We start from the raw sequence: 19319 nt of genomic DNA, 5'->3' as shown, positions 1-19319 counted from the left end.
CAAGCGAGCGGAACTGCTGCACCCCTTGCTCGTGTCGCGTGCTCGGATTCGATTCAATTCCGCTCGAAGCAACGCGGTCCAGTTGGCTATAATAGGGACAGCGGCAGCCACGCCCGTCCCGCCTTCCACATGGGTCGTGACGCACTCGATCGCGATGATCCCCCCGATGCCGCGCTCGATCCCACCTCCAATGACCTGCCGAGCAATGATTCAAGCCTTCCCGCCCATCTTTCCGAGGTCTCGACGCAAGGCGAGCTGGATAGCGCGCCTTTGCGCAAGAAACATCATGAATCGCTGGTCAAACGTAGCGATCTTCGCCAGCAGGTGGATCCCCGGTGTTCTCCATGCTCTGGCGAGCGTCGCTTCGTCAAAGTTCATGACCGCCACGCGACGTTACGCAACGCCGACGCTCGCGATTTTGGCAGTGATCGTCACCTCGCAACCGCCACTGCAACACGCGACCGCTGCAGAAGCAGTCCACAAGAAGCAATCGCAGCCATCCGACGGCAGTGAGCGTCACGCGATCACGTTCTTGCGACAAAACTGCTTGGACTGCCACGACGGCAGTGAAGGCGAAGGCGGTTTCGATCTCAATCGACTGGGGCAAGCTGACCTGGCTGGCACATCCGTCCCCGAGAACCTTGCGACTTGGGTCCGCGTGATTGATCGCATCGCCGACGGTGAAATGCCGCCATCGGACTACGGCGAACTGGATGACAGCGACAAAGCGATGTTCCTGAGCACCGCCTCTAAATCAATCGACCAGGCGATCTCGTCGCGCCATCAATCTCTCGGACGCGTGCTCTCCCGGCGACTGACCAATCAACAACTCGAGCGCACGCTCGGTGACCTGTTTGCGATCGCAGCACCGCTTTCGCAATTGATGCCCGACGAACAACGCACCGATGGGTTTCGCAACATCGCCGATGCCCAATCGATGTCCCACTATCATCTCGAAGACCATCTTCGTGTGGTCGATGCCGCCCTGGACCTGGCCTTCGCCCGACTTCGCGACAATCATCCTGAGACCGTGATCAACCTGCCCGCCGAGCGAATCGCGAATAAACGTCCGGGGCAACGCAATCGCGACCCCGAATTGCGTCAAGGTGCGGCGGTCATCTGGTCCGGTGGTGTTTCCTTTTATGGACGCATCTCGCGCAGCAAAGTCGACCGGCCAGGCTGGTACCGCATCACGCTCGATGCGTCCTCGTTGAAGATGCCCGACGACCGCGGTCTGTGGTGTTCCATTCGAAGTGGCAAATGTGTTTCCAACGCACCGCTGATGCACTGGGTCGGCGCCTTCGAAGCGACCGAGTCCCCCAAGACGTTTACCTTCACCGCATGGATCGAAGAAGATCACATGCTGGAAATCCGCCCCGCCGATGTCACGCTGAAAAAGGCTCGCTTCCAAGGTGGGCAGATCGGATTCGGCGAAGGCGAACCGCAAAACGTTCCCGGTGTCGCGATGCACGCGCTGAAGATTGAGCGGATCTATCCCGGCGGAGACCGAGCCGCCGTCAAGCATGCCCTGTTCGGCGACCTGGACGTTCGATACGACCGAAAATCAAAACGTTTTGAACTCCACAGTGACACGCCGGCAGAAGATCTGAAAAAACGTCTGCATGACTTTGCCACCACAGCCTTTCGCAGCCCTGTCACCGAGGAGGTGCTGGCCCCCTACACCCGCCTGATCGATCGCGGCATCAAAGCCAACGACGATCCGATCGATGTGCTGCGACAAGCCTATCGAGCCGTGCTGTGCTCCCCGCGATTCATCTATTTCACCGAAGCGGCCGGACGGCTGAGCGACCATGCCGTTGCCAATCGACTCAGTTACATGCTGACCGGTAAAGCCCCCGACACGGAATTGCGTGCGGCAGCCGACGCCGGACGGTTGTCCGATCCAGATGAGATTGTTGCTCAGACGCGTCGTTTGCTCGATGGCCAAACGCGGCAGTACTTCATCCACGATTTCTCCGACCAATGGCTGGACCTTGCCGACATCGATTTCACCGAACCGGATCGCAGAATGCATCGCGACTTTGACCTGGTCGTTCAATACGCGATGCTCGGGGAAACCCGTCGCTACCTTGAAACGCTGATCGTCGAAAACCAACCGGCGCGGATGCTGGTCGATTCCGATTTCACCTGGCTGAACAATCGACTGGCACGCTACTATGGCATCCAAGCTGACATCGGTCCCTCGCAATGGAAACGTGTTTCGATCGCGGACCATCCCTTTCGCGGCGGCCTGATGACCCACGGTTCGATCCTGAAGGTGACCGCCAACGGGTCCAACACGTCCCCGGTCGTCCGCGGCGTCTGGATCTGTGACCGATTACTTGGCCTGCCGATTCCCGATCCGCCGGCCAACGTGCCCGCGATCGAACCCGACGTCCGAGGTGCCACGACGGTTCGCCAGATCCTTGAAAAACACCGCTCGCAAACCGAGTGCGCATCCTGTCACGCGAAGATTGATCCGCCCGGGTTTGCGCTCGAACACTTTGACGCCGCCGGCAGGTGGCGGGATCATTACCTGACACGTCGCGGCAAGTCGTACAAGCAAGGTCCCCCTGTCGACTCGGCGTACCGGCTTGCCGACGGTCGAGAGTTTGATTCGTTTGTCGCCTTTCGAAATCTGGCCGCCGCCGACGACGACCGCATCGCCCGTAACTTTGCCGCCCAGCTACTCGTCTACGCGACCGGACACGAGATCACCTTCGCCGACCGCAAGACCCTGGACCAAATCGTCTCTCAAACCAAAGCCGACGGCTATCGATTGCGTTCGCTGATCGAAGCCGTTGTGACCAGCCCTACATTTCTGACCAAGTGAAACGATGACGAACCAACACGCCCACGCCGCCGATCGCGAACCGACTCGTTTTCATTCCGCCAAAAGTCGCCTGGCCCGGCGCACGGTGTTGCGCGGCAGCGGCGTCGCCATGTCACTGCCGTGGCTGTCGGCGATGCAAGCTTCCGCGGGAACACCCTCCGATCCCCCGCCTCAACGTTTCGTCTCGGTTTCGATCGGGTTGGGACTGCTGGCCGAAAACTTGTTCCCCGAACAACCCGGCCAAGCGTATTCGCCGTCCCGCTACTTAAAGCAACTGGACGACATCCGCGATCAATTCACGGTCGTCTCGGGCAGCAGCCATCCGGGCGTGTCCAACGGACACCGGGCCGAAGCGAGCATCTTGACCGCGACACCGATCGGGAACAGCGGCAGCGCCAAGAACACCATCTCGGTCGACCAATACTTGGCCAAGCATCTCGGTGGTTCCACGCGTTATCCGTCGTTGGTCCTCAGCACCAGCGGAACGCAAAGCCCCTCGTACACCGACACCGGCGCGATGATCCCGTCGGAAAGTTCGCCCGCACGGTTGTTTGCCACGTTGTTCATTGACCAGTCGAAAAAGGAGCGTTTGCGACAAGCCGATCGGATTCGCAGCGGACGCAGCATCATGGATGTGGTCAACGAAGACGCCAAACGATTGCAACGCGATCTGGGCGCCGGCGACCGCAATCGACTGGATTCGTACTTTTCCAGTGTCCGTGAGCTGGAATTGCGCATGGCCGCCAACGAACGCTGGGCAAAACTGCCCAAGCCGGTTGTCGACGCCAAACCGCCGACCCCGCCGGACGCGAATGACCTGGTCGGCTGCCAAGCCATGATGTTGAGCTTGATGAAACTGGCGCTACAAACCGACTCGACGCGGTTCATCACGCTGAATCTGCCCGGCGGTAATGCCAAGTTGCCGATTGCAGGCGTCGACGAGGGCTATCACACGCTCAGCCACCACGGTCGCGACGCGGACAAGCTGGCCCAGTTGGCGTTGATCGAAGAACAGATCGTTGCGGCCTATGGCGATTTCCTCCGCAGCCTGGCCGGCTTTGAAGAAACCGAAGGCAACCTGCTCGATCAAACCGCCGTCTTGATGACCAGCAATCTCGGCAACGCGTCCAGCCACGACAACCGCAACCTGCCGGTTCTCGTTGGGGGTGGCGGCTTCCGCCACGGACAGCATCTCGCCTTTGATCGCAGCAACAATTATCCTTTGGCCAACCTGTTCGTCTCGGTGTTGCAGCAATCCGGACTGCCGACCGATCAGTTTTCGAGCGGGAAATCGACGATGAAGGGGCTTGAACCGACACGGGCGTAGCCCGCTTTAAAGACTCTAGCCGAATCAGAGTGATGGCCAACGTTCTCGTCACCGGCGCGACCGGTTTCATCGGCACTCAGTTGGTCCGCCATCTTTCATCGCGCGGTGATCGCGTCACGTGCCTGGTTCGGTCCACTTCGGATCGACGCGGCCTGCAAGCCTTCGCCCCACAGTTCCTCGTCGGCGATCTGTCCGACCGGCGATCGCTGGACGATGCCGTCCGTGATTGCGACGTCGTCTTCAATCTGGCGGGAACGACCAAAGCGCTGCGGCAACGGGAGTTTGAACAAGCCAACGTGCTCGGACCACGCCTGTTGGCCGAGGCCTGCGCCGATCGCGACACACCGCCCACGCTGGTCCATGTTTCCTCCCTAGCCGCCGCCGGACCATGCAACGGATCCACCCCGCGAACCGAAACCGACGATCCCACGCCGGTTTCCGACTACGGGAAAAGCAAACTGCGCGGTGAAGCGGCGCTGCTGGAATTTGCCGCTTCCGTTCCGATTTCGATCCTCCGCCCGCCGATCGTCCTCGGCCCCGGCGATCGCGACGGATTCGAGATGTTCGGCGGGATCGCGAAATGGAACCTGCACTTGGTCCCCGGCTTTGCCGACCATCTCTTCTCCGTGATCGATGTCGACGACCTCTGCCACGCACTACAACACGTTGCATCGAGCGGCAAGCGTGTTTGCCACAACGCGACCGATCGCCGAGGCATCTATTTCGCCGCCGCCGACGAAACACCGACGTACGCCGAACTCGGACAGATGATCGGCCGATCATTGGGCAAACAACACGTGTGGATCGTCCGCAGCCCTTCGCCGCTGATCTGGACCATCGCAACGATCAACAGTGGTATTTCCCGGCTTCGCGGCCGGCCACACATCCTGAGCATCGACAAAGCCCGAGAAGCCACTGCAGGCTCCTGGGCCTGCGACGCCACGCGGCTGCGACAAGAGACCGGATTCCAGCCCGCCAAGACACTTCAAGAAAGGATCGATGAGACCACCAGTTGGTACATCGACAACGGTTGGATTAAGCACCGCCCGTAGCGGAAGCCGCCAAGGCTTTCGGGCCCCACTCACGACGTTGCCGCCGAGATCGAAACGCTTGGCGCGTTCCGCGACGGGAAAACGGACCCACCGCCCGTAGCGGAAGCCGCCAAGGCTTTCGGTCCCGCACACCGCGTTGCCGCCGAAATCGAAACGCGTGGCGCGTTCCGCGACGGGAAAACGGACCCACAGCCCGTAGCGGAAGCCGCCAAGGCTTTCGGTCCCGCTCACCGCGTTGCCGCCGAAATCGAAACGCGTGGCGCGTTCCGCGACGGGAAAACGGCCCCACAGCCCGTAGCGGAAGCCGCCAAGGCTTTCGGTCCCGCTCACCGCGTTGCCGCCGAAATCGAAACGCGTGGCGCGTTCCGCGACGGAAAAACGGACCCACAGCCCGTAGCGGAAGCCGCCAAGGCTTTCGGCATGCCAACCCGACATCAACGATCACAACGAAACGCTTGGCGCGTTCCGCTACCTCACGTGTCCACCTTCGCCCGTCTCAGCCGCAGCGCGTTACTCACGATCACCAAATCCGATCCGACCATCGCCATCGCCGCAGTGATCGGATGCAGTTCGCGCAACCAATGCGGTGCCGATTCGACACCGGCCAACACACCCGCGGCGATCGGGAGCAGCGCGACGTTGTAGGCAAAGGCCCAGAACAGGTTTTGCTTGATGTTCCGCATCGTCATCGCCGACAGATGGACGGCCCGCGCGACGCCGCGCAATTCACCGCCCAACAGCGTGACATCGGCCGCTTCGATCGCGACGTCGGTCCCGGTTCCGATCGCGATTCCGACGTCGGCCTGGGCCAGCGCCGGGGCGTCGTTGATGCCGTCGCCCACCATCGCCGTGAATTCGCCCCGCGACTGCAAGTCTTGAATCCGCTTCGTCTTGTCACCCGGCAACACTTCGGCCATCACGTCGTCGATTCCAACTTGATCGGCGACCGCACGGGCGGTGTGTTGGTTGTCGCCGGTCAGCATCGACACCGTGATGCCCCGGCCGTGCAACCGCCGAATCGCTTCGGCAGATTCTGATTTGATGGTGTCGGCGACCGCGATCAAACCGACGATCGCTCCGTCACAGACAACCCACATCACGGTCTTGGCCTGGCGCTGCAACTCGGCGGCGCGATCCTGCAATTCGTTGTCGACCTGCGAGTGCTGCTGGATAAACCGCAGATTGCCCACGTACACGCGTTTTCCGTCCCACCTGGCCGAAACACCTTGACCGGACGTTGTCTGGACGTCATCGGGCATCGACGTTTCCACGCCCAATCGCTCGGCTTCGGCCAGAATCGCCGCGGCGATCGGATGTTGGCTGCCTCGTTCAACGCTGCCCGCCATCGCGATCAATGGCTCAGCGTCTAAATCGGAAAACGTGATCGTATCGGTGACCACTTGCTCGCCGCGCGTGATCGTGCCGGTCTTGTCCAGGACCACATGATCGATCCGGCCGACACGCTGGATTGCTTCGCTGGACTTGAACAGAATCCCGTTCTCCGCCCCGCGTCCCATCCCCACGGTCACCGCCAGCGGTGTCGCCAACCCCATCGCGCACGGGCAGGAAATGATCAACACCGCGATCATCCGCAAGATCGCAGCGACGGTGTCTCCGATGATGAAGAACCAAACGCAGAATGCGGCCAGCGCGACCGCGATCACGATCGGAACAAAAACCGCAGAGATCTGATCGGCCAGCTTCTGGATCGGTGCCTTCGTCGCCTGGGCGTCGGCAACTTGTTTGACGATTCGCGCGAGTGCCGACTCGGCGCCCAAGTGCCTTGCCTCGATCGTCAGCACGCCATCGCCGTTGATCGTTGCACCGATCACATCGCTTCCGACGGGCTTTTGGACCGGCATGCTTTCGCCGGTGATCATGCTTTCGTCCACCACGCTCTGGCCGGCGATCACGACTCCGTCAACGGGGATCCGCTCTCCCGGACGCACGATCACATGGTCGCCCAGCACCACCTCCTCGATCGGCACGTCGACTTCGTTGCCATCACGCACGATCCGCGCCGTTTTGGCTTGCAGATTCAAAAGTGACGTGATCGCACCGTTGGTTCGCGTCTTGGCACGACCTTCGATCCAGTGACCGACCATGACCAGGGCGATGATCGTGGCGGAGGTTTCGAAGTAGACGTGAGTGCCCAGCAGCTCGCTGCCTGCGGTCAACAACAGCATCACCGCCACGCTGAACGCGTACGCCACCGACGTGCTCATCGTCACCAACACGTCCATGTTGGCCACTCGGCTGCGCAGCGACCGAAACGCGCCTTCGTAAAATGTCCGGCCGACGTAGAACTGCACCGGCGTCGCCAGGGCGAACATCAGGTAATTCACCCAACCGGCGTGGGCCCACGGTCCCCAGAGGCCGAAGTCTCGCCCCATGCTGAGCACAAACAACGGCAGCGTCAACGCCACGCCCAACCACATCACCCGCGTCGCGTGCTGTTCCCTCCGGTGGTCTTCCTCCGTCGTCTCGCGATCCCCCGTTTCCACCTGAAACCCGGTCTGACGGATCACGTCGGCCAATTGGGTTTCGTCGGTTTTCGCAGGGTCGTAGTTGACGACCACATTGCCGCCGGCAAAGTTCACGACCGCCGAACGCACGTCCGGTTGCCGCAACAACGATCGCTCGATCGATCGCGCGCACCCCGCGCAAGTCATCCCCGACACGTTAAATTCCGCCCGTCGGTTTCCGTCAGCAGTGTTCAATTCAGACACGTTCTCGATTACTTCCTGATGAGTCTTGGTCGTCCACCCGGTGTTCATCCACCAGGATCCGGACCGAGGGCGAATCCAAATCGTCGTACTGGCCGTCGCGGATGCAATACAGGCATGCCAACAATCCGCCGCCACCGAGCAGCAATGCGATCGGCAATGCGATGTACAGCACACTCATTTCGAAAAACACCTCAATAGCTCGGATACAAGCAACAAGCGATTCAGCAACCGTTGGTGTCTAGCCTTGAGGCGATTCCCGGTCGCTGCAAGGCAGCGACAATGGGCGGCGAAAGCCTGGACACCAACACATTCGCTCGGACCGCTATTCTGCATGATCGGCAAACGTCGGCCAGGCGAGCGTCAACGACAACACGGACACCGAACTGATCGGCATCAAAACCGCCGCGACCAAGGGGCTGATGAACCCCAAGATCGCCAGCACGACGGCGATCACATTGTATGCCAGCGACACCGCGAACGTCGTGCGGATCAAATGATTCGTCCGTCGCGACGCGTCCATCAGGTCCGCCACGCTCTCCAGCATCCCCGAAGCGACAAACACCGGCGCCGCTTGCAGGCTCACCTCGGCCCCCCCGCGCACCGCGATCCCCACGTCCGCCGCCGCCAACGCCGCCGCGTCGTTCGCCCCGTCACCGATCATCACCACCGGCCCCACACCATCGGTGGTCACTCGTTTCAACTTGTCTTCCGGTGAAAGGCCGCCCAGCGCATTTTGCGGATCGATGCCGACCCGGCGCGACACTTTGTCGACCAACTCGCGGTGATCCCCCGACAAAATCCCCACCCCCCAGCCGGCCCGTCGGATTCGATCGACCGTCGCTTTCGCGTCACGTTTGACCGGATCAGCGATCGCCAGCACCGCGATCGCCAGGCCATCAATGGCGACAATCACCGGTGTCGTTTGATTTTCCAGACAACGCTGCGTCTGATCCAAAATTTCCCTCGAGGGAACGACGCCTCGGCGACGCAAGAAGGTTTCATTGCCGACGTCGACCCGTCTTCCTTCGCAGCGGCCCGAGATTCCTCCAGTGCTCAACTCGATCGCGTCCACCTGCGGCGGCGGCGCAAGATCCAACCGATCCGCTTCGCGTAAGATCGCGTCGGCGATCGGGTGACAACACTCGCGTTCGATCGCCGCGGCCAACCGTAACGCCTCGACCGGACCGTCAACCAACTCCGCCCGCGGACGTCCTTCGGTCAATGTGCCCGTCTTGTCAAACCACACGGTGCCGCGGCCGCTAAGCTGTTGCAGCACATCGCCGTCGCGGATCAAGATCTTTCGCTTTGCCGCCCGGCCGAGCGAAACCGCGATCGCAAGCGGTGTCGCCAAGGCCAACGCACACGGACAGGCGACGATCAACAACGACGTCGCATGGGCCGTCGCGAGGTCGATTCCGTGACGCGCCCAAGCGGCAAACGCGATCACCGCCAACAGCGTCACCACGATGACAAACACGCCGCCGATACGGTCGGCCAATTGCACGATCGGTGTTCGCTGTGCCATCGCCGCCTCGACCGATTCCATCACCCGACCGATGCGACTGTCCGACCCGATCGCTTCGACTCGCACCGTGATCGGACGCGACAGGTTGACCGTGCCCGCGGTCACGCCGTCGCCGACGCTCGCTTCCACCGGGACGCTTTCACCGGTCAACAACGATCGATCGACCATCGTTTCTCCGTCGACGATCCGCCCATCAACGGGAATGCTCTCGGACACGTTGACCCGGATCACCTGCCCCGCAGCGAGCGAATTGACCATCACCCAACGCGAGGGAGCATCGGCGGAATCTTCATCGACCAATCGGGCATGCTGGGGCGTGATCCGCAGCAGCAGATCGACCGCGCTGGCCGCACGATGCTGTTGTCGGAATTGAATCCAACGCCCGATCAGCAACAAGAACACCAGCATCGCCAGCGAATCAAAATAGACTTCGCCGCTGCCGCTGATCGCGTTGACCAACCCGACGATCGTTCCCACCGACAGCCCCAGCGCGACCGGCAGGTCCATGTGCGGCGTCCAGTTTCGCAGCGCCGCCAGCGCACTGACGAAAAACGTCCGGCCTGGAAACGCGACCGTGGCGATCCCCAACACCGCCGCGGCGATCCGTAGAAACAGCCGGTGCTCGCTGGCAACACCCGACGCGTCACCGGCATACAGTGCGATCGCAATCCACATCGCATTGGCCGCGCAAAAACCCGCCACGGCGATCTGCATCAACAGCCGACGGTTCTCCTGGCGAAACCGGTCCACCGGTTCGGTCGTCAGCGGCGACAGCGTGTAACCCAACTTGCCGATCAGATGGGCGATCTCGCTGAGCTTGATCTGCTCGGGATCGAAGACGACCTGAACGGTGTGCCGATTCAGTTTGACCCGCGCCAAGTGCCAACCGCGCGTCCGCCCGGCGACGTTTTCGATCAGCCACGCACACGCCGCGCAGTGTAAGCCGCTGACCGACAGCTCTGTCGACAGGCTGCCGTCGGATCCACGTCGGGGCGCCGAGGCCCCCAGATACTGATCGTCGTCAAAGCAGTCGTAGCGCGACGCGTCCGCTTTGGCAAACACGCCGGCCGATCCGCCCGACCGGTCGCGGATCGCGTAGTAGTCGTCCAACCCCCAGCCATGAATCAACTCGTACGCCTGACGGCAACCTCCGCAACAAAACACCCGTGTCGGATCGTCGGCGCTGCTGCAAACGGTCGGCAACCCACAATGCACACAAGGGATCTCACAGCGCTGTGGCTGAGCGGTCGAATCGGCTTGCGTCGTTGATGCGGTCGATGTCACGGCGAGTGCTTCGTCAACATTCAATTTTGAGGTGGGACTGTGAAAAGGGATTTAGCAATCGTTGGTGTCTAGCCTTTAGGCGATTCCAGGTCGCTGCTCCGCAGCGACAAGCGACGGCCCGGAAGGACCGTCGTACCTGAGCAGCGACCGTGGGCGGCTCAAGCCCAATGCCACCTAAAGTATGAGCCGACGGCGCTAGCCGCGGGCCTTGGATTGCCCTTCGAGACTCGTAAGGCCCAAGGCTAGCGTCTGCGGCTCAATTTGCGATCGAAAGTTCCTTACCTCTATTCGTGAATCGCCAGGTGAACCCAGTTCAAGCAATCGATTCGATGCCTGCCCCTCAATCTTGCCCAGGTAACGAGTCCGGCGAATCCTTCACCTGACAGCACGGCAGCACCTTCTCGCCGGATTGTTCGACTTGCTCGATCGTCGTTCCCGACGACTTCAGTTCCTCCAGCGATTCCAAACCACTGAATCCGCGCCCCGAGGCCGTGAAGCAGCCCGCAAAAATCAGCATCAGCGCGGCCAGCCCCGGAACCAGTCGTGAAAATCGAAGCGACAACACCCGCACCCCGGCGACCAAACCGACCAACGCCGGGACACTGCCCAGCCAAAATGCCGCCATCACGATCGCCCCACGCATCGGGCTGCCAGTCCCCGCCGCGATCAACGCGAACAAATACAACCAGCCACACGGCAGCAGCGTCGTCAACAATCCCGTCGCAAATCCGCGACCGGCGATCGGCAACCGAAAGATATACGGCCTCAGTTTGACCAGCACCTTTCCCACCGCCGACGGTGCCGCAGAAACGTTCTTGGATCGGCCCCGATAGAGGCCCCAAAGCTTCCATAACCCCATCGCGATCATCGCCGCACCGACGACCCTGGCCGCGGCAACCTGAATCCCCAGCGTGTCGCCGCCGATGTCGATGAGGTTGCCGACCAACCCGGCCACCGCCCCGGCCAGTGTGTACGTCAGCAATCGCCCCAGGTGGTAAAGCGTGGTGGATGTCACCAAGGTGCCGCGGCTGACCTGGTCGCCGCCGCCGCTGGCCCAAATCGCCAGCGGGCCGCACATGCCGACGCAGTGCATGCTGCCCAAAACACTGGCGGTCACCACCGCCGTGACCAGTACAAGGATTGTGTCCATCGCTAGCGTTCGATGTTGAAGGTCAACGACTGTGCCACCGGCTCCGAAGCGCCCTCGATCTTCAGCTCCAGTTGCCAAATGCCCGGTCGTCCGGCAGGCACAAGCGCCAAATAATTCCCCTCGCCGATCGACTTCAGTGCGACCGGGCTGACCTCGTCGGCCCGCGCGTGGTGGTACAACTTGCCGCCGACCACCAAGCCGTTGATCCCATCACCCTGTTCGTCGGTGATGTTCAATTCGATCGCTCGCATGCCCCGATCGTCTGCGACATCCGATGCGTCGAAGGTGACGGTCCACCCCAGTCGGTCGGCCGCCTCCAGCGTTCGCCGTGCCTCGTCCCAGTTGAGCGCCCGGTTGTGGTAATCGGGCACGACGGCGGCCGACGGATCGCCGATCGCCAGGTGCATCACCAGCCCCATGATGGTGCTTTGGATCACAAACAGAAACACAACCAATGCGATCCAAAACCGCTTGGCGCGTCGTTCTGCCGACTCGATGGATTCGATCCCAGTCGCCGTTGCCATTTAACGGGGTCCTAAAAGAGAAAATTCGACTTCGCGAACATTGTCGCTTTCGTCTGAAATCGTCGCCGGCACGACCTTGCGACCGCTGCCACGCGTCATCGAGCCCTTGAACGTGACGTGGACGGGAACCAACACCGACTGGCCGGGCTCCAGATCCATTTTTTCTTCATCCAACACTTCGATCGTCACGTCGCCGGAGTCGGAAACCAACGAATACTGTTGCGGCTCGGAGGTGCGATTGACCAGACGAATGCGAAACTCGTTGGACGCCGTGCCGTCGGGATACATGGTGAACGGGGCACCACCGGGGCGAATGATTCGCGCGTCGAACCCTGATTTGGTCGAAATCGCAAACACCAGCCCGCTCAGCAATACAAACAGAATCACCGGGTACACGATCGTGCGGGCGCGGAACATCTTCATCGCCTTTCCCGCGATCGAATCCTGAGAACTGTAGCGGATCAGCCCCTTGGGCGACCCGACCCGCTCCATCACCACATCACAGGCGTCGATGCACTGGGTGCAATTGACGCACTCCATCTGCAACCCGTCTCGGATGTCGATACCGGTCGGACAGACGACGACGCACTGGTTGCAATCCACACAGTCACCCGCACCGTCACCGGCGGTGTGCTTACCCCGTTTTCGCGGTTCACCACGGACGTGATCATAGGCCACGATCATCGACTGTTCGTCCAGCATGACCGACTGGAACCGACCATAGGGGCAAGCGATCAAACAAAGCTGTTCGCGGAAGAACATGAAATCGAACAGCATCAGTCCCAGCGTCGCCGCCATCACGACAAACGCGACCGGGTGTTCGATCGGAGAACTGGTCACCCACTCCCTCAACTGGTCGGTGCGGACAAAGTAGGCCAGGAAGGTGTGGGCCAGAAATCCACACAACAAGACATACACCACGAATCGAGCGATCTGCAGCGGAAACGAGACACTCCGCTTCGGCTTGCCACCCTTGCCCACCGTGCCTTCGAACAACCGATCGATCGGGCGGAACAGAAACTCCATGTAGACCGTTTGGGGACAGGCCCAGCCACACCAGGCACGCCCGGCGATCGCGGTGACCAGGACGATGGAGACGAACACGGTCAACATCAACAGTGCCAGCAACAGCGTGTCGGTCGGCAGAAACGTCCGCCCCAGAATCGTAAACTCGCGGGCGGCGATGTCCAACAAGATGACGGGTTTACCACCGATCCTGAGGTGCGGGACCAGCACAAACACCACCATCAACACATAGGCAACGATGCGTCGACGTTGCCACCAGGCCCCCATCGACAATCGCGGTCGCAACCAGCGCCGACTGCCATCCCGCTCCATCGTGCTCAGCACGTGTTCGGGAGCGTCCAACAACGCGTCGTTGCCCGGTACAGTCTTGTTCATTTCTATTCTGTTCAAATCCTCCACGTACTCTCGACGTTAACTCAATAACCGCAGGGTAGCGGAAGCCGCCAAGGCTTTCGTCATCCCCGCGATTACACCGCCGCAGCGAAACTCTCGGCGAGTTCCGCTACGTGAAATCAAACGACTACGACTTGGCGTCGCCCTCTTCCCCCGACTCTTCCTCGGCCACCGGCTCCGGCCACGGCGCGATCTTGTTCCCCTCTTCCGGTCGGCCGCCTTCGACGTTCTTGCCACGTAGATTGGCCACATAGGCCGACACCAAAACGATCTCGTTGATGTGCAGCCGGTTGGACCACTTTGGCATCGCTCCATTTCCGGCGCCGTTGTTGATCACTTTGCCGATGTCCGCCAACACGGTGATGTTCTTGAACGCCTCGTCGGTCAAGTTCGGGCCGACCTTGCCTTCGCCCTCGCGGCCGTGGCAGGAGACACAATTGGCGCGGAACACCGACTCGCCGACCTTGACCCAGCTGTCTTTGGCCATGAATTTGGCGATCGTCGGACCATCCACTTTCAGGTCCCCGATTTCGGCAAACTGCAACCGCGTGTTCTCCGCCAACGCGACGCCATACTGATCTTCGATCGATCGTCCTTTCGCCCCGTTGTGGTAATACACCCAGTAGAACGGACTGAAAACGATCGACGCGATGAACAACCACTTCCACCAACCCGGCAGCGGATTGTCATACTCTTCGATGCCGTCATAGGCGTGGTCAGTCTTTGGTGCTTCACTCACTGCGAGGGTCCTCGATACGATCGCTTAATGGAATGGCGGCAAACTTTTCCGTGGCGTGATTGCTCAGACGAAACGCTCCGAAAAAGATCAGAATAAAGGTGACGACAAACAGCGCCAGTGCGACTTCGGCACAGGCGGAATAGTCGATGAAGGAAACTAGGTCTTTGATCATGGCTTTGGGTTTGCTGGAGGTTTCTCACTCGGTTTCGTCGTCGGCTTCGGTTTCCGACGCTGCATCTTCCGATTCAACCGCGGTCTCGGCCGCCGCATCACCGCCGTTTTCTGCGGCCTCCGGTTCGGGCGTGGCGAACAAATCGATCCCGATCCGTTGCAGGTAGGCGATCAACGCCACCGCTTGCGTGTCCATCGTGCTGGCCGGCCCCCCCTGGGCGACGATCTCCGCGGCAATCCGCTCGGCCTGCTTGTAAGCGACCTCGGCGGTATTGTTCAGATCCTCGTCGCTGTACGGGGCACCCAATTGCCACGCCGCTTTGACGTGCGGTGCGATGGCGTCGAAATTCATTTCTTCGGTCAACAAGTGCTCGTAGCTGGGCATCACCGAACCCGGCGAGACGTAGGCCGGATTCTCGAAGTGTCGCCAGTGCCAGAAACTGCTCTGTCGACCGCCCTCGCGTGCCAAGTCCGGCCCGATGCGACGGCTGCCCCATTGGAACGGGCGGTCATAGATGAATTCGCCGGGCTTGCTGTATTCGCCATAACGTTTGGTTTCGGCCACGATCGGACGAATCATTTGGGAGTGGCAGTTGTAGCAACCCTCGGAAACGAAAATGTGACGTCCGGCAAGCTCCAGCGGCGTGTACGGTTTGACCGTCGCGATCGTCGGCACGTTGGACCGGATCAAGAACGTCGGCACCAGTTCGAACAACGTTGCAATCACCACCGCCAGCGTCGTCAACACGGTGAACTTGACCGGCAATCGCTCCCAACGGCGGTGCCAGCCCATCCTGGCCCAAACGCTCAGACTCTTCGCCGAATCCAACATCGGCACGTCGTCCAAGTCGCTTTTCGGCTTGGGTTCGTCTTGATAGTCATCCGTCAGCCGTGGTGCCGAGTAGACCGGGACGTCATAGCTGTCCGGTCGCCCGAACCAGGTGAACAAAGCGTTGATGCACAACATCACGATGCCGCCGACGTACAACGCACCGCCCAGCACACGCACCCACCACAGCGGGACGATCGATTGGACTGTCTCAATAAAGTCCGGGTATTGCAGATTTCCCGTTTCGTCCATCGCACGCCACATCAGACCTTGCATCAGTCCGGCGGCATAGATCGGCACGATGTACAACAGGATCCCCAGCGTGCCGGTCCAAAAGTGCAAACTGACCAGTTTATCGCTCCAGATCTTGGTCTGGAAGATTCGTGGCAACAGCCAGTACAGCATGCCGAACGCCATGAACCCGTTCCAACCGAGCGCACCGGAGTGGACGTGGGCGATTGTCCAGTCGGTGTAGTGGCTGAGCGAGTTGACCGATTTGATCGACAACATCGGGCCTTCGAACGTCGACATCCCATAGAAGGTCACGCCGACGACAAAGAATTTCAGCACCGGATCGGCGGCGACCTTGTGCCAGGCACCGCGTAGCGTCAACAAACCGTTGATCATGCCGCCCCAACTGGGCATCCACAGCATCAAACTGAACAGCATCCCCAACGTGCTGGCCCACTCCGGCAACGCCGTGTAGTGCAGGTGGTGGGGACCGGCCCAAATGTAGATGAACACCAACGACCAGAAGTGGATGATGCTCAATCGGTAACTGAACACCGGTCGGTCGGCCGCCTTGGGCAGGAAGTAGTACATCAGTCCCAAAAACGGCGTGGTCAGGAAAAACGCCACCGCGTTGTGGCCATACCACCACTGCATGAAGGCGTCCTGAACCCCCGCGTAAACGCTGTATCCTTTGAACAGTCCGGCCGGAACAACCAGGTTATTGAACACGTGCAAGACCGCCACCGTGACGATGGTCGCGATGTAGAACCACAACGCCACGTACATGTGGCGCTCGCGGCGGTTGATCAACGTCATCAGAAAGTTGCCACCGAAAATCAGCAACCAAACCACCGCAATCGCAATGTCGATCGGCCACTCCAATTCGGCGTACTCGCGCGATTGAGTGATCCCCAGCGGCAACGTCACCGCCGCGGCGACGATGATCGCTTGCCAGCCCCAAAAGTGCAGCCGGCTGAGCGTGTCGCTCCACATCCGGGCCTTGCACAACCGCTGGGTGCTGTAATAGACCGCCGCGAAAATCGCGTTACCGGCGAACGCAAAAATCGCCGCGTTGGTGTGCAACGGTCTCAGCCGCCCGAATGACAGCCACGGGATCCCCTCGGTCAACGTCGGCATCACCAACAACAATGCGACGAACAACCCCGCCAGGGTGCCTACCAGCGCCCAAACGATCGTCGCCGTCGCGAACAGGCGAACGATCCCGTCGTCATAGCTGAATGACTCCAATACAGTCGAGCGTTGTGTCGTGGTCCCATCTGCTGCATCGGCTTGCTCCGATTGATTCGCGACATGCGTGTCCATCAGCGGCGTTCATTTTTGGTCAGTGATTTCCTTGCGGTCAAAACGGGGACGACCGCGACAAGCCCGCTGTTTAACAAATTTGGTGCCGAAGGCGGAGTGTTAATTCGAATTCTGGACCCCACAGCGGCGAAACGCCGCGAAACGCACACCCAGCGTGACGGTTTGCCGCATCTAAAATACCGAAATTCGTGCCCACGTGCACACCCATGCGGGCCGGCGCGCCCAGCCGCACACGCTCCGCCCGACTTCTTCGTCGCTCGAGCGCGAACCACCGCCGCGGCGACAACCCCGACCAAGCATTTTGTGTCTTTCACACCGCCTTGCGGGCAAATTGGTTGCCGATCACCTCCGGATCGGCACTCCGTTTGCATTGTCTCGGTTGCAACTCAATTTCGGCCCCAACGCGAACGCTCGCAACGGAACGTCACGCAACAGAAAGGAACATGAAGATGATCGAACGGGACACGATTCACCGACGTGGGCAAGCTCTGGAAGATCAATACTTCCAACGTGTCGACCAGGAACTTTTGCGCAAGCTTCGCGAGAAAGACGAACGTGAGGAACGGTTGGCGGAACTGACCAAGGCGACCGGGGTCCGCGACGAGCGTGTGGCCACCCACTTGGTCGAAGCCGGCATCAATGCGTCCAACATCGCCGCGATGACGCTGACACCGCTGGTCTTCGTCGCCTGGGCCAGCGGCTCGGTGACGCCGGAGGAACGCAAGAGTGTGATGAGTGCGGCGCTGCGGCGAGGCGTCAGTTCCAACCCGCTGGCGTTCCGGTTGCTGGAACAGTGGCTGCAATCGCGTCCACCGCGAGACATGTGGGGGTTGTGGAAGGAATATGCCGCGGGCGTTCACCACACCCTGCCCGCCGAAACCGCCAATAAGCTTCGCCAGCGGTTGCTGGAACAAGCCAAGGAAGTCGCCATGGCCTCCGGCGGCGTGCTGGGCGTGGGAAAGATCTGCCCGGCCGAACAACGCGTCCTGGACGAAATCGAATCCACGTTGCCGACGCGGACCGACGGCTAACCGGACAACGTCAGTGCCTAGTCATGCCAGCCCGAAGCGTGAGCGAGGGGCGTTACGTGGCCCCTGGCTGACGCTGCAAGCTGGCATCGGCAGATCATCCTTTATCATCCTACCGCCCCCAGACTCAACCCATGCGCCGCACCAACCTCCTCTCATTCGCCCTGATCGCCGCCGTTCTGCTCCCCGCACTCGCCACTTCCCCTGCGGCCGCGCAAGACCCGAGCGGCGGTGAACGCGTGGCCCCGGACAACGTCGCCCCCTTGATGCGTCGCAAGCTCGATCGCGCCAAAAACATCTTGGAAGGCTTGACGCTGGAACAGTTCGACAAAATCGCCAGCAACGCGCGGTCATTGCGGTTGCTCAGTATGGAAGCCGGCTGGAATGTCGTGCAAACCGAAGAGTATCGAAAACAAAGCGACGACTTTCGCCGCGCCTGCAACTCCGTCGAAAAGGCGGCCGACGCCAAAGACATCCACCGTGCGGCGTTGGCCTATGTCTCACTGACCGTCCGCTGCGTCGAATGCCACAGCTACATGCGCGAGAACAAAATCAAGCTGGCGGAATTGGAGATTCAAGACCATCGCACCGACAAGGCGAATCTCGATCATTCAGACGTATTGTCCTCAACGGTCCTCCCCTAAACCTGCAACCACCACGTTCCCCGGCAGTTCTCGTCGTCGCCAAGTGCATGAATCAACCCTCGCGGGCAGGGAGGGTCGAGCGTCGCGAGGGGAGGGTCGATTCGCGGTGTTTGAGTGCATTCGAGCCACAGGCAACCCTCCCCGCTCCGAGCGGAGACTCCTCCGCGGCCCAGCCAATGGGAGGGTGAATTCGACTCAGCGATGAATCGCCCGCTTGGCTTGGTGCCTCTGCCACTCATCCCAGCTATTCCCTCCTGAGCCGCGCAGCGGACACCCGCAGCACCCTCTCAACCGAAACGGCTGAGTGTAGAACCGCTGTCCTCAGCTGTTCCCGGTGGCCGCGCAGCGGACACCCGCAGCACCCTCTCAGCCGAAACGGCTGAGTGTAGAACCGCTGTCCTCAGCTGTTCCCGGTGGCCGCGCAGCGGACACCCGCAGCCCCCACGCAGCCGAAACGGCTGAGTGTAGAACCGCTGTCCTCAGCTGTTCCCGGTGGCCGCGCAGCGGACAC

At 60.9% G+C, this 19319-nt stretch carries 14 protein-coding genes; 5 read left to right on the top strand and 9 right to left on the bottom strand.

The genetic code is table 11. The annotated features are described in order from the left end of the window. Positions 1-286: 286 nt before the first annotated feature. Genes H1B37_RS10815 through H1B37_RS10805 form a run of 3 tightly spaced genes read left to right on the top strand, consistent with a single transcriptional unit; the run spans position 287 to position 5212 of the window. The gene (locus H1B37_RS10815) at positions 287-2833 is read left to right on the top strand and encodes a DUF1588 domain-containing protein (protein WP_286177619.1); all 2547 of its coding nucleotides are present in this window, start codon (positions 287-289) and stop codon (positions 2831-2833) included. Between the two features lie 4 nt (positions 2834-2837). Further along, entirely contained in the window at positions 2838-4160 is a 1323-nt protein-coding gene (locus tag H1B37_RS10810) for a DUF1552 domain-containing protein (protein ID WP_182866671.1), read from the top strand. Between the two features lie 32 nt (positions 4161-4192). Then, the gene (locus tag H1B37_RS10805) at positions 4193-5212 is read left to right on the top strand and encodes an NAD-dependent epimerase/dehydratase family protein (protein ID WP_182866670.1); all 1020 of its coding nucleotides are present in this window, start codon (positions 4193-4195) and stop codon (positions 5210-5212) included. A 473-nt stretch (positions 5213-5685) separates the two neighbouring features. Here H1B37_RS10805 and H1B37_RS10800 read toward each other — a convergent pair whose 3' ends face one another. The 9 genes from H1B37_RS10800 to ccoN form a co-directional block, all read right to left on the bottom strand. Next, positions 5686-7941: a heavy metal translocating P-type ATPase gene (locus H1B37_RS10800; RefSeq protein WP_220498152.1), complete on the bottom strand. Its 2256-nt coding sequence runs from the start codon at positions 7939-7941 to the stop codon at positions 5686-5688. Beyond that, entirely contained in the window at positions 7934-8119 is a 186-nt protein-coding gene (gene ccoS, locus H1B37_RS10795; RefSeq protein ID WP_182866668.1) for a cbb3-type cytochrome oxidase assembly protein CcoS, read from the bottom strand. Before ccoS ends, H1B37_RS10800 begins: the two co-directional genes overlap by 8 nt. A gap of 144 nt (positions 8120-8263) precedes the next feature. Continuing rightward, complete coding sequence (locus tag H1B37_RS10790) at positions 8264-10774, bottom strand: heavy metal translocating P-type ATPase (RefSeq protein ID WP_220498151.1); 2511 nt, start codon at positions 10772-10774, stop codon at positions 8264-8266. Between the two features lie 316 nt (positions 10775-11090). Beyond that, a complete protein-coding gene (locus tag H1B37_RS10785; RefSeq protein ID WP_220498150.1) occupies positions 11091-11900 on the bottom strand; it encodes a sulfite exporter TauE/SafE family protein in 810 nt (269 codons plus the stop codon). Between the two features lie 2 nt (positions 11901-11902). Next, positions 11903-12424: a FixH family protein gene (locus H1B37_RS10780; RefSeq protein WP_182866667.1), complete on the bottom strand. Its 522-nt coding sequence runs from the start codon at positions 12422-12424 to the stop codon at positions 11903-11905. Then, positions 12425-13825: a cytochrome c oxidase accessory protein CcoG gene (gene ccoG, locus H1B37_RS10775; RefSeq protein ID WP_182866666.1), complete on the bottom strand. Its 1401-nt coding sequence runs from the start codon at positions 13823-13825 to the stop codon at positions 12425-12427. Between the two features lie 145 nt (positions 13826-13970). Beyond that, a complete protein-coding gene (locus H1B37_RS34365) occupies positions 13971-14582 on the bottom strand; it encodes a cbb3-type cytochrome c oxidase N-terminal domain-containing protein (RefSeq protein WP_182866665.1) in 612 nt (203 codons plus the stop codon). After that, entirely contained in the window at positions 14575-14754 is a 180-nt protein-coding gene (locus H1B37_RS10765; RefSeq protein WP_182866664.1) for a hypothetical protein, read from the bottom strand. Before H1B37_RS10765 ends, H1B37_RS34365 begins: the two co-directional genes overlap by 8 nt. 24 nt (positions 14755-14778) lie before the next feature. After that, positions 14779-17136, bottom strand: a complete 2358-nt coding sequence (gene ccoN, locus H1B37_RS10760) for a cytochrome-c oxidase, cbb3-type subunit I (protein WP_182866663.1) — start codon at positions 17134-17136, stop codon at positions 14779-14781. A 443-nt stretch (positions 17137-17579) separates the two neighbouring features. Here ccoN and H1B37_RS10755 point away from each other — a divergent pair, with 443 nt between their 5' ends. Together H1B37_RS10755 and H1B37_RS10750 are read left to right on the top strand one after the other, a co-directional pair. Continuing rightward, entirely contained in the window at positions 17580-18167 is a 588-nt protein-coding gene (locus H1B37_RS10755; protein WP_182866662.1) for a hypothetical protein, read from the top strand. A 131-nt stretch (positions 18168-18298) separates the two neighbouring features. Next, complete coding sequence (locus H1B37_RS10750; protein ID WP_182866661.1) at positions 18299-18808, top strand: hypothetical protein; 510 nt, start codon at positions 18299-18301, stop codon at positions 18806-18808. Positions 18809-19319 lie beyond the last annotated feature (511 nt).

Origin of the sequence: Stieleria mannarensis (assembly GCF_014154935.1) — a bacterium.
Taxonomy (GTDB): Bacteria; Planctomycetota; Planctomycetia; order Pirellulales; family Pirellulaceae; genus Stieleria; species Stieleria mannarensis.
The sequence above is the reverse complement of the archived record's forward strand: the minus strand, read 5'-3'. Positions and strand labels throughout refer to the sequence as shown.

Bases quoted from the DNA above. Each gene is read 5' to 3' on its own strand.
- H1B37_RS10815 (WP_286177619.1), top strand. From the start codon at position 287: ATGAATCGCTGGTCAAACGTAGCGATCTTCGCCAGCAGGTGGATCCCC.
- H1B37_RS10810 (WP_182866671.1), top strand. From the start codon at position 2,838: ATGACGAACCAACACGCCCACGCCGCCGATCGCGAACCGACTCGTTTT.
- H1B37_RS10805 (WP_182866670.1), top strand. From the start codon at position 4,193: ATGGCCAACGTTCTCGTCACCGGCGCGACCGGTTTCATCGGCACTCAG.
- ccoS (WP_182866668.1), bottom strand. From the start codon at position 8,119: ATGAGTGTGCTGTACATCGCATTGCCGATCGCATTGCTGCTCGGTGGC.
- H1B37_RS10785 (WP_220498150.1), bottom strand. From the start codon at position 11,900: ATGGACACAATCCTTGTACTGGTCACGGCGGTGGTGACCGCCAGTGTT.
- H1B37_RS10780 (WP_182866667.1), bottom strand. From the start codon at position 12,424: ATGGCAACGGCGACTGGGATCGAATCCATCGAGTCGGCAGAACGACGC.
- ccoG (WP_182866666.1), bottom strand. From the start codon at position 13,825: ATGAACAAGACTGTACCGGGCAACGACGCGTTGTTGGACGCTCCCGAA.
- H1B37_RS10765 (WP_182866664.1), bottom strand. From the start codon at position 14,754: ATGATCAAAGACCTAGTTTCCTTCATCGACTATTCCGCCTGTGCCGAA.
- ccoN (WP_182866663.1), bottom strand. From the start codon at position 17,136: ATGGACACGCATGTCGCGAATCAATCGGAGCAAGCCGATGCAGCAGAT.
- H1B37_RS10755 (WP_182866662.1), top strand. From the start codon at position 17,580: ATGAAGATGATCGAACGGGACACGATTCACCGACGTGGGCAAGCTCTG.
- H1B37_RS10750 (WP_182866661.1), top strand. From the start codon at position 18,299: ATGCGCCGCACCAACCTCCTCTCATTCGCCCTGATCGCCGCCGTTCTG.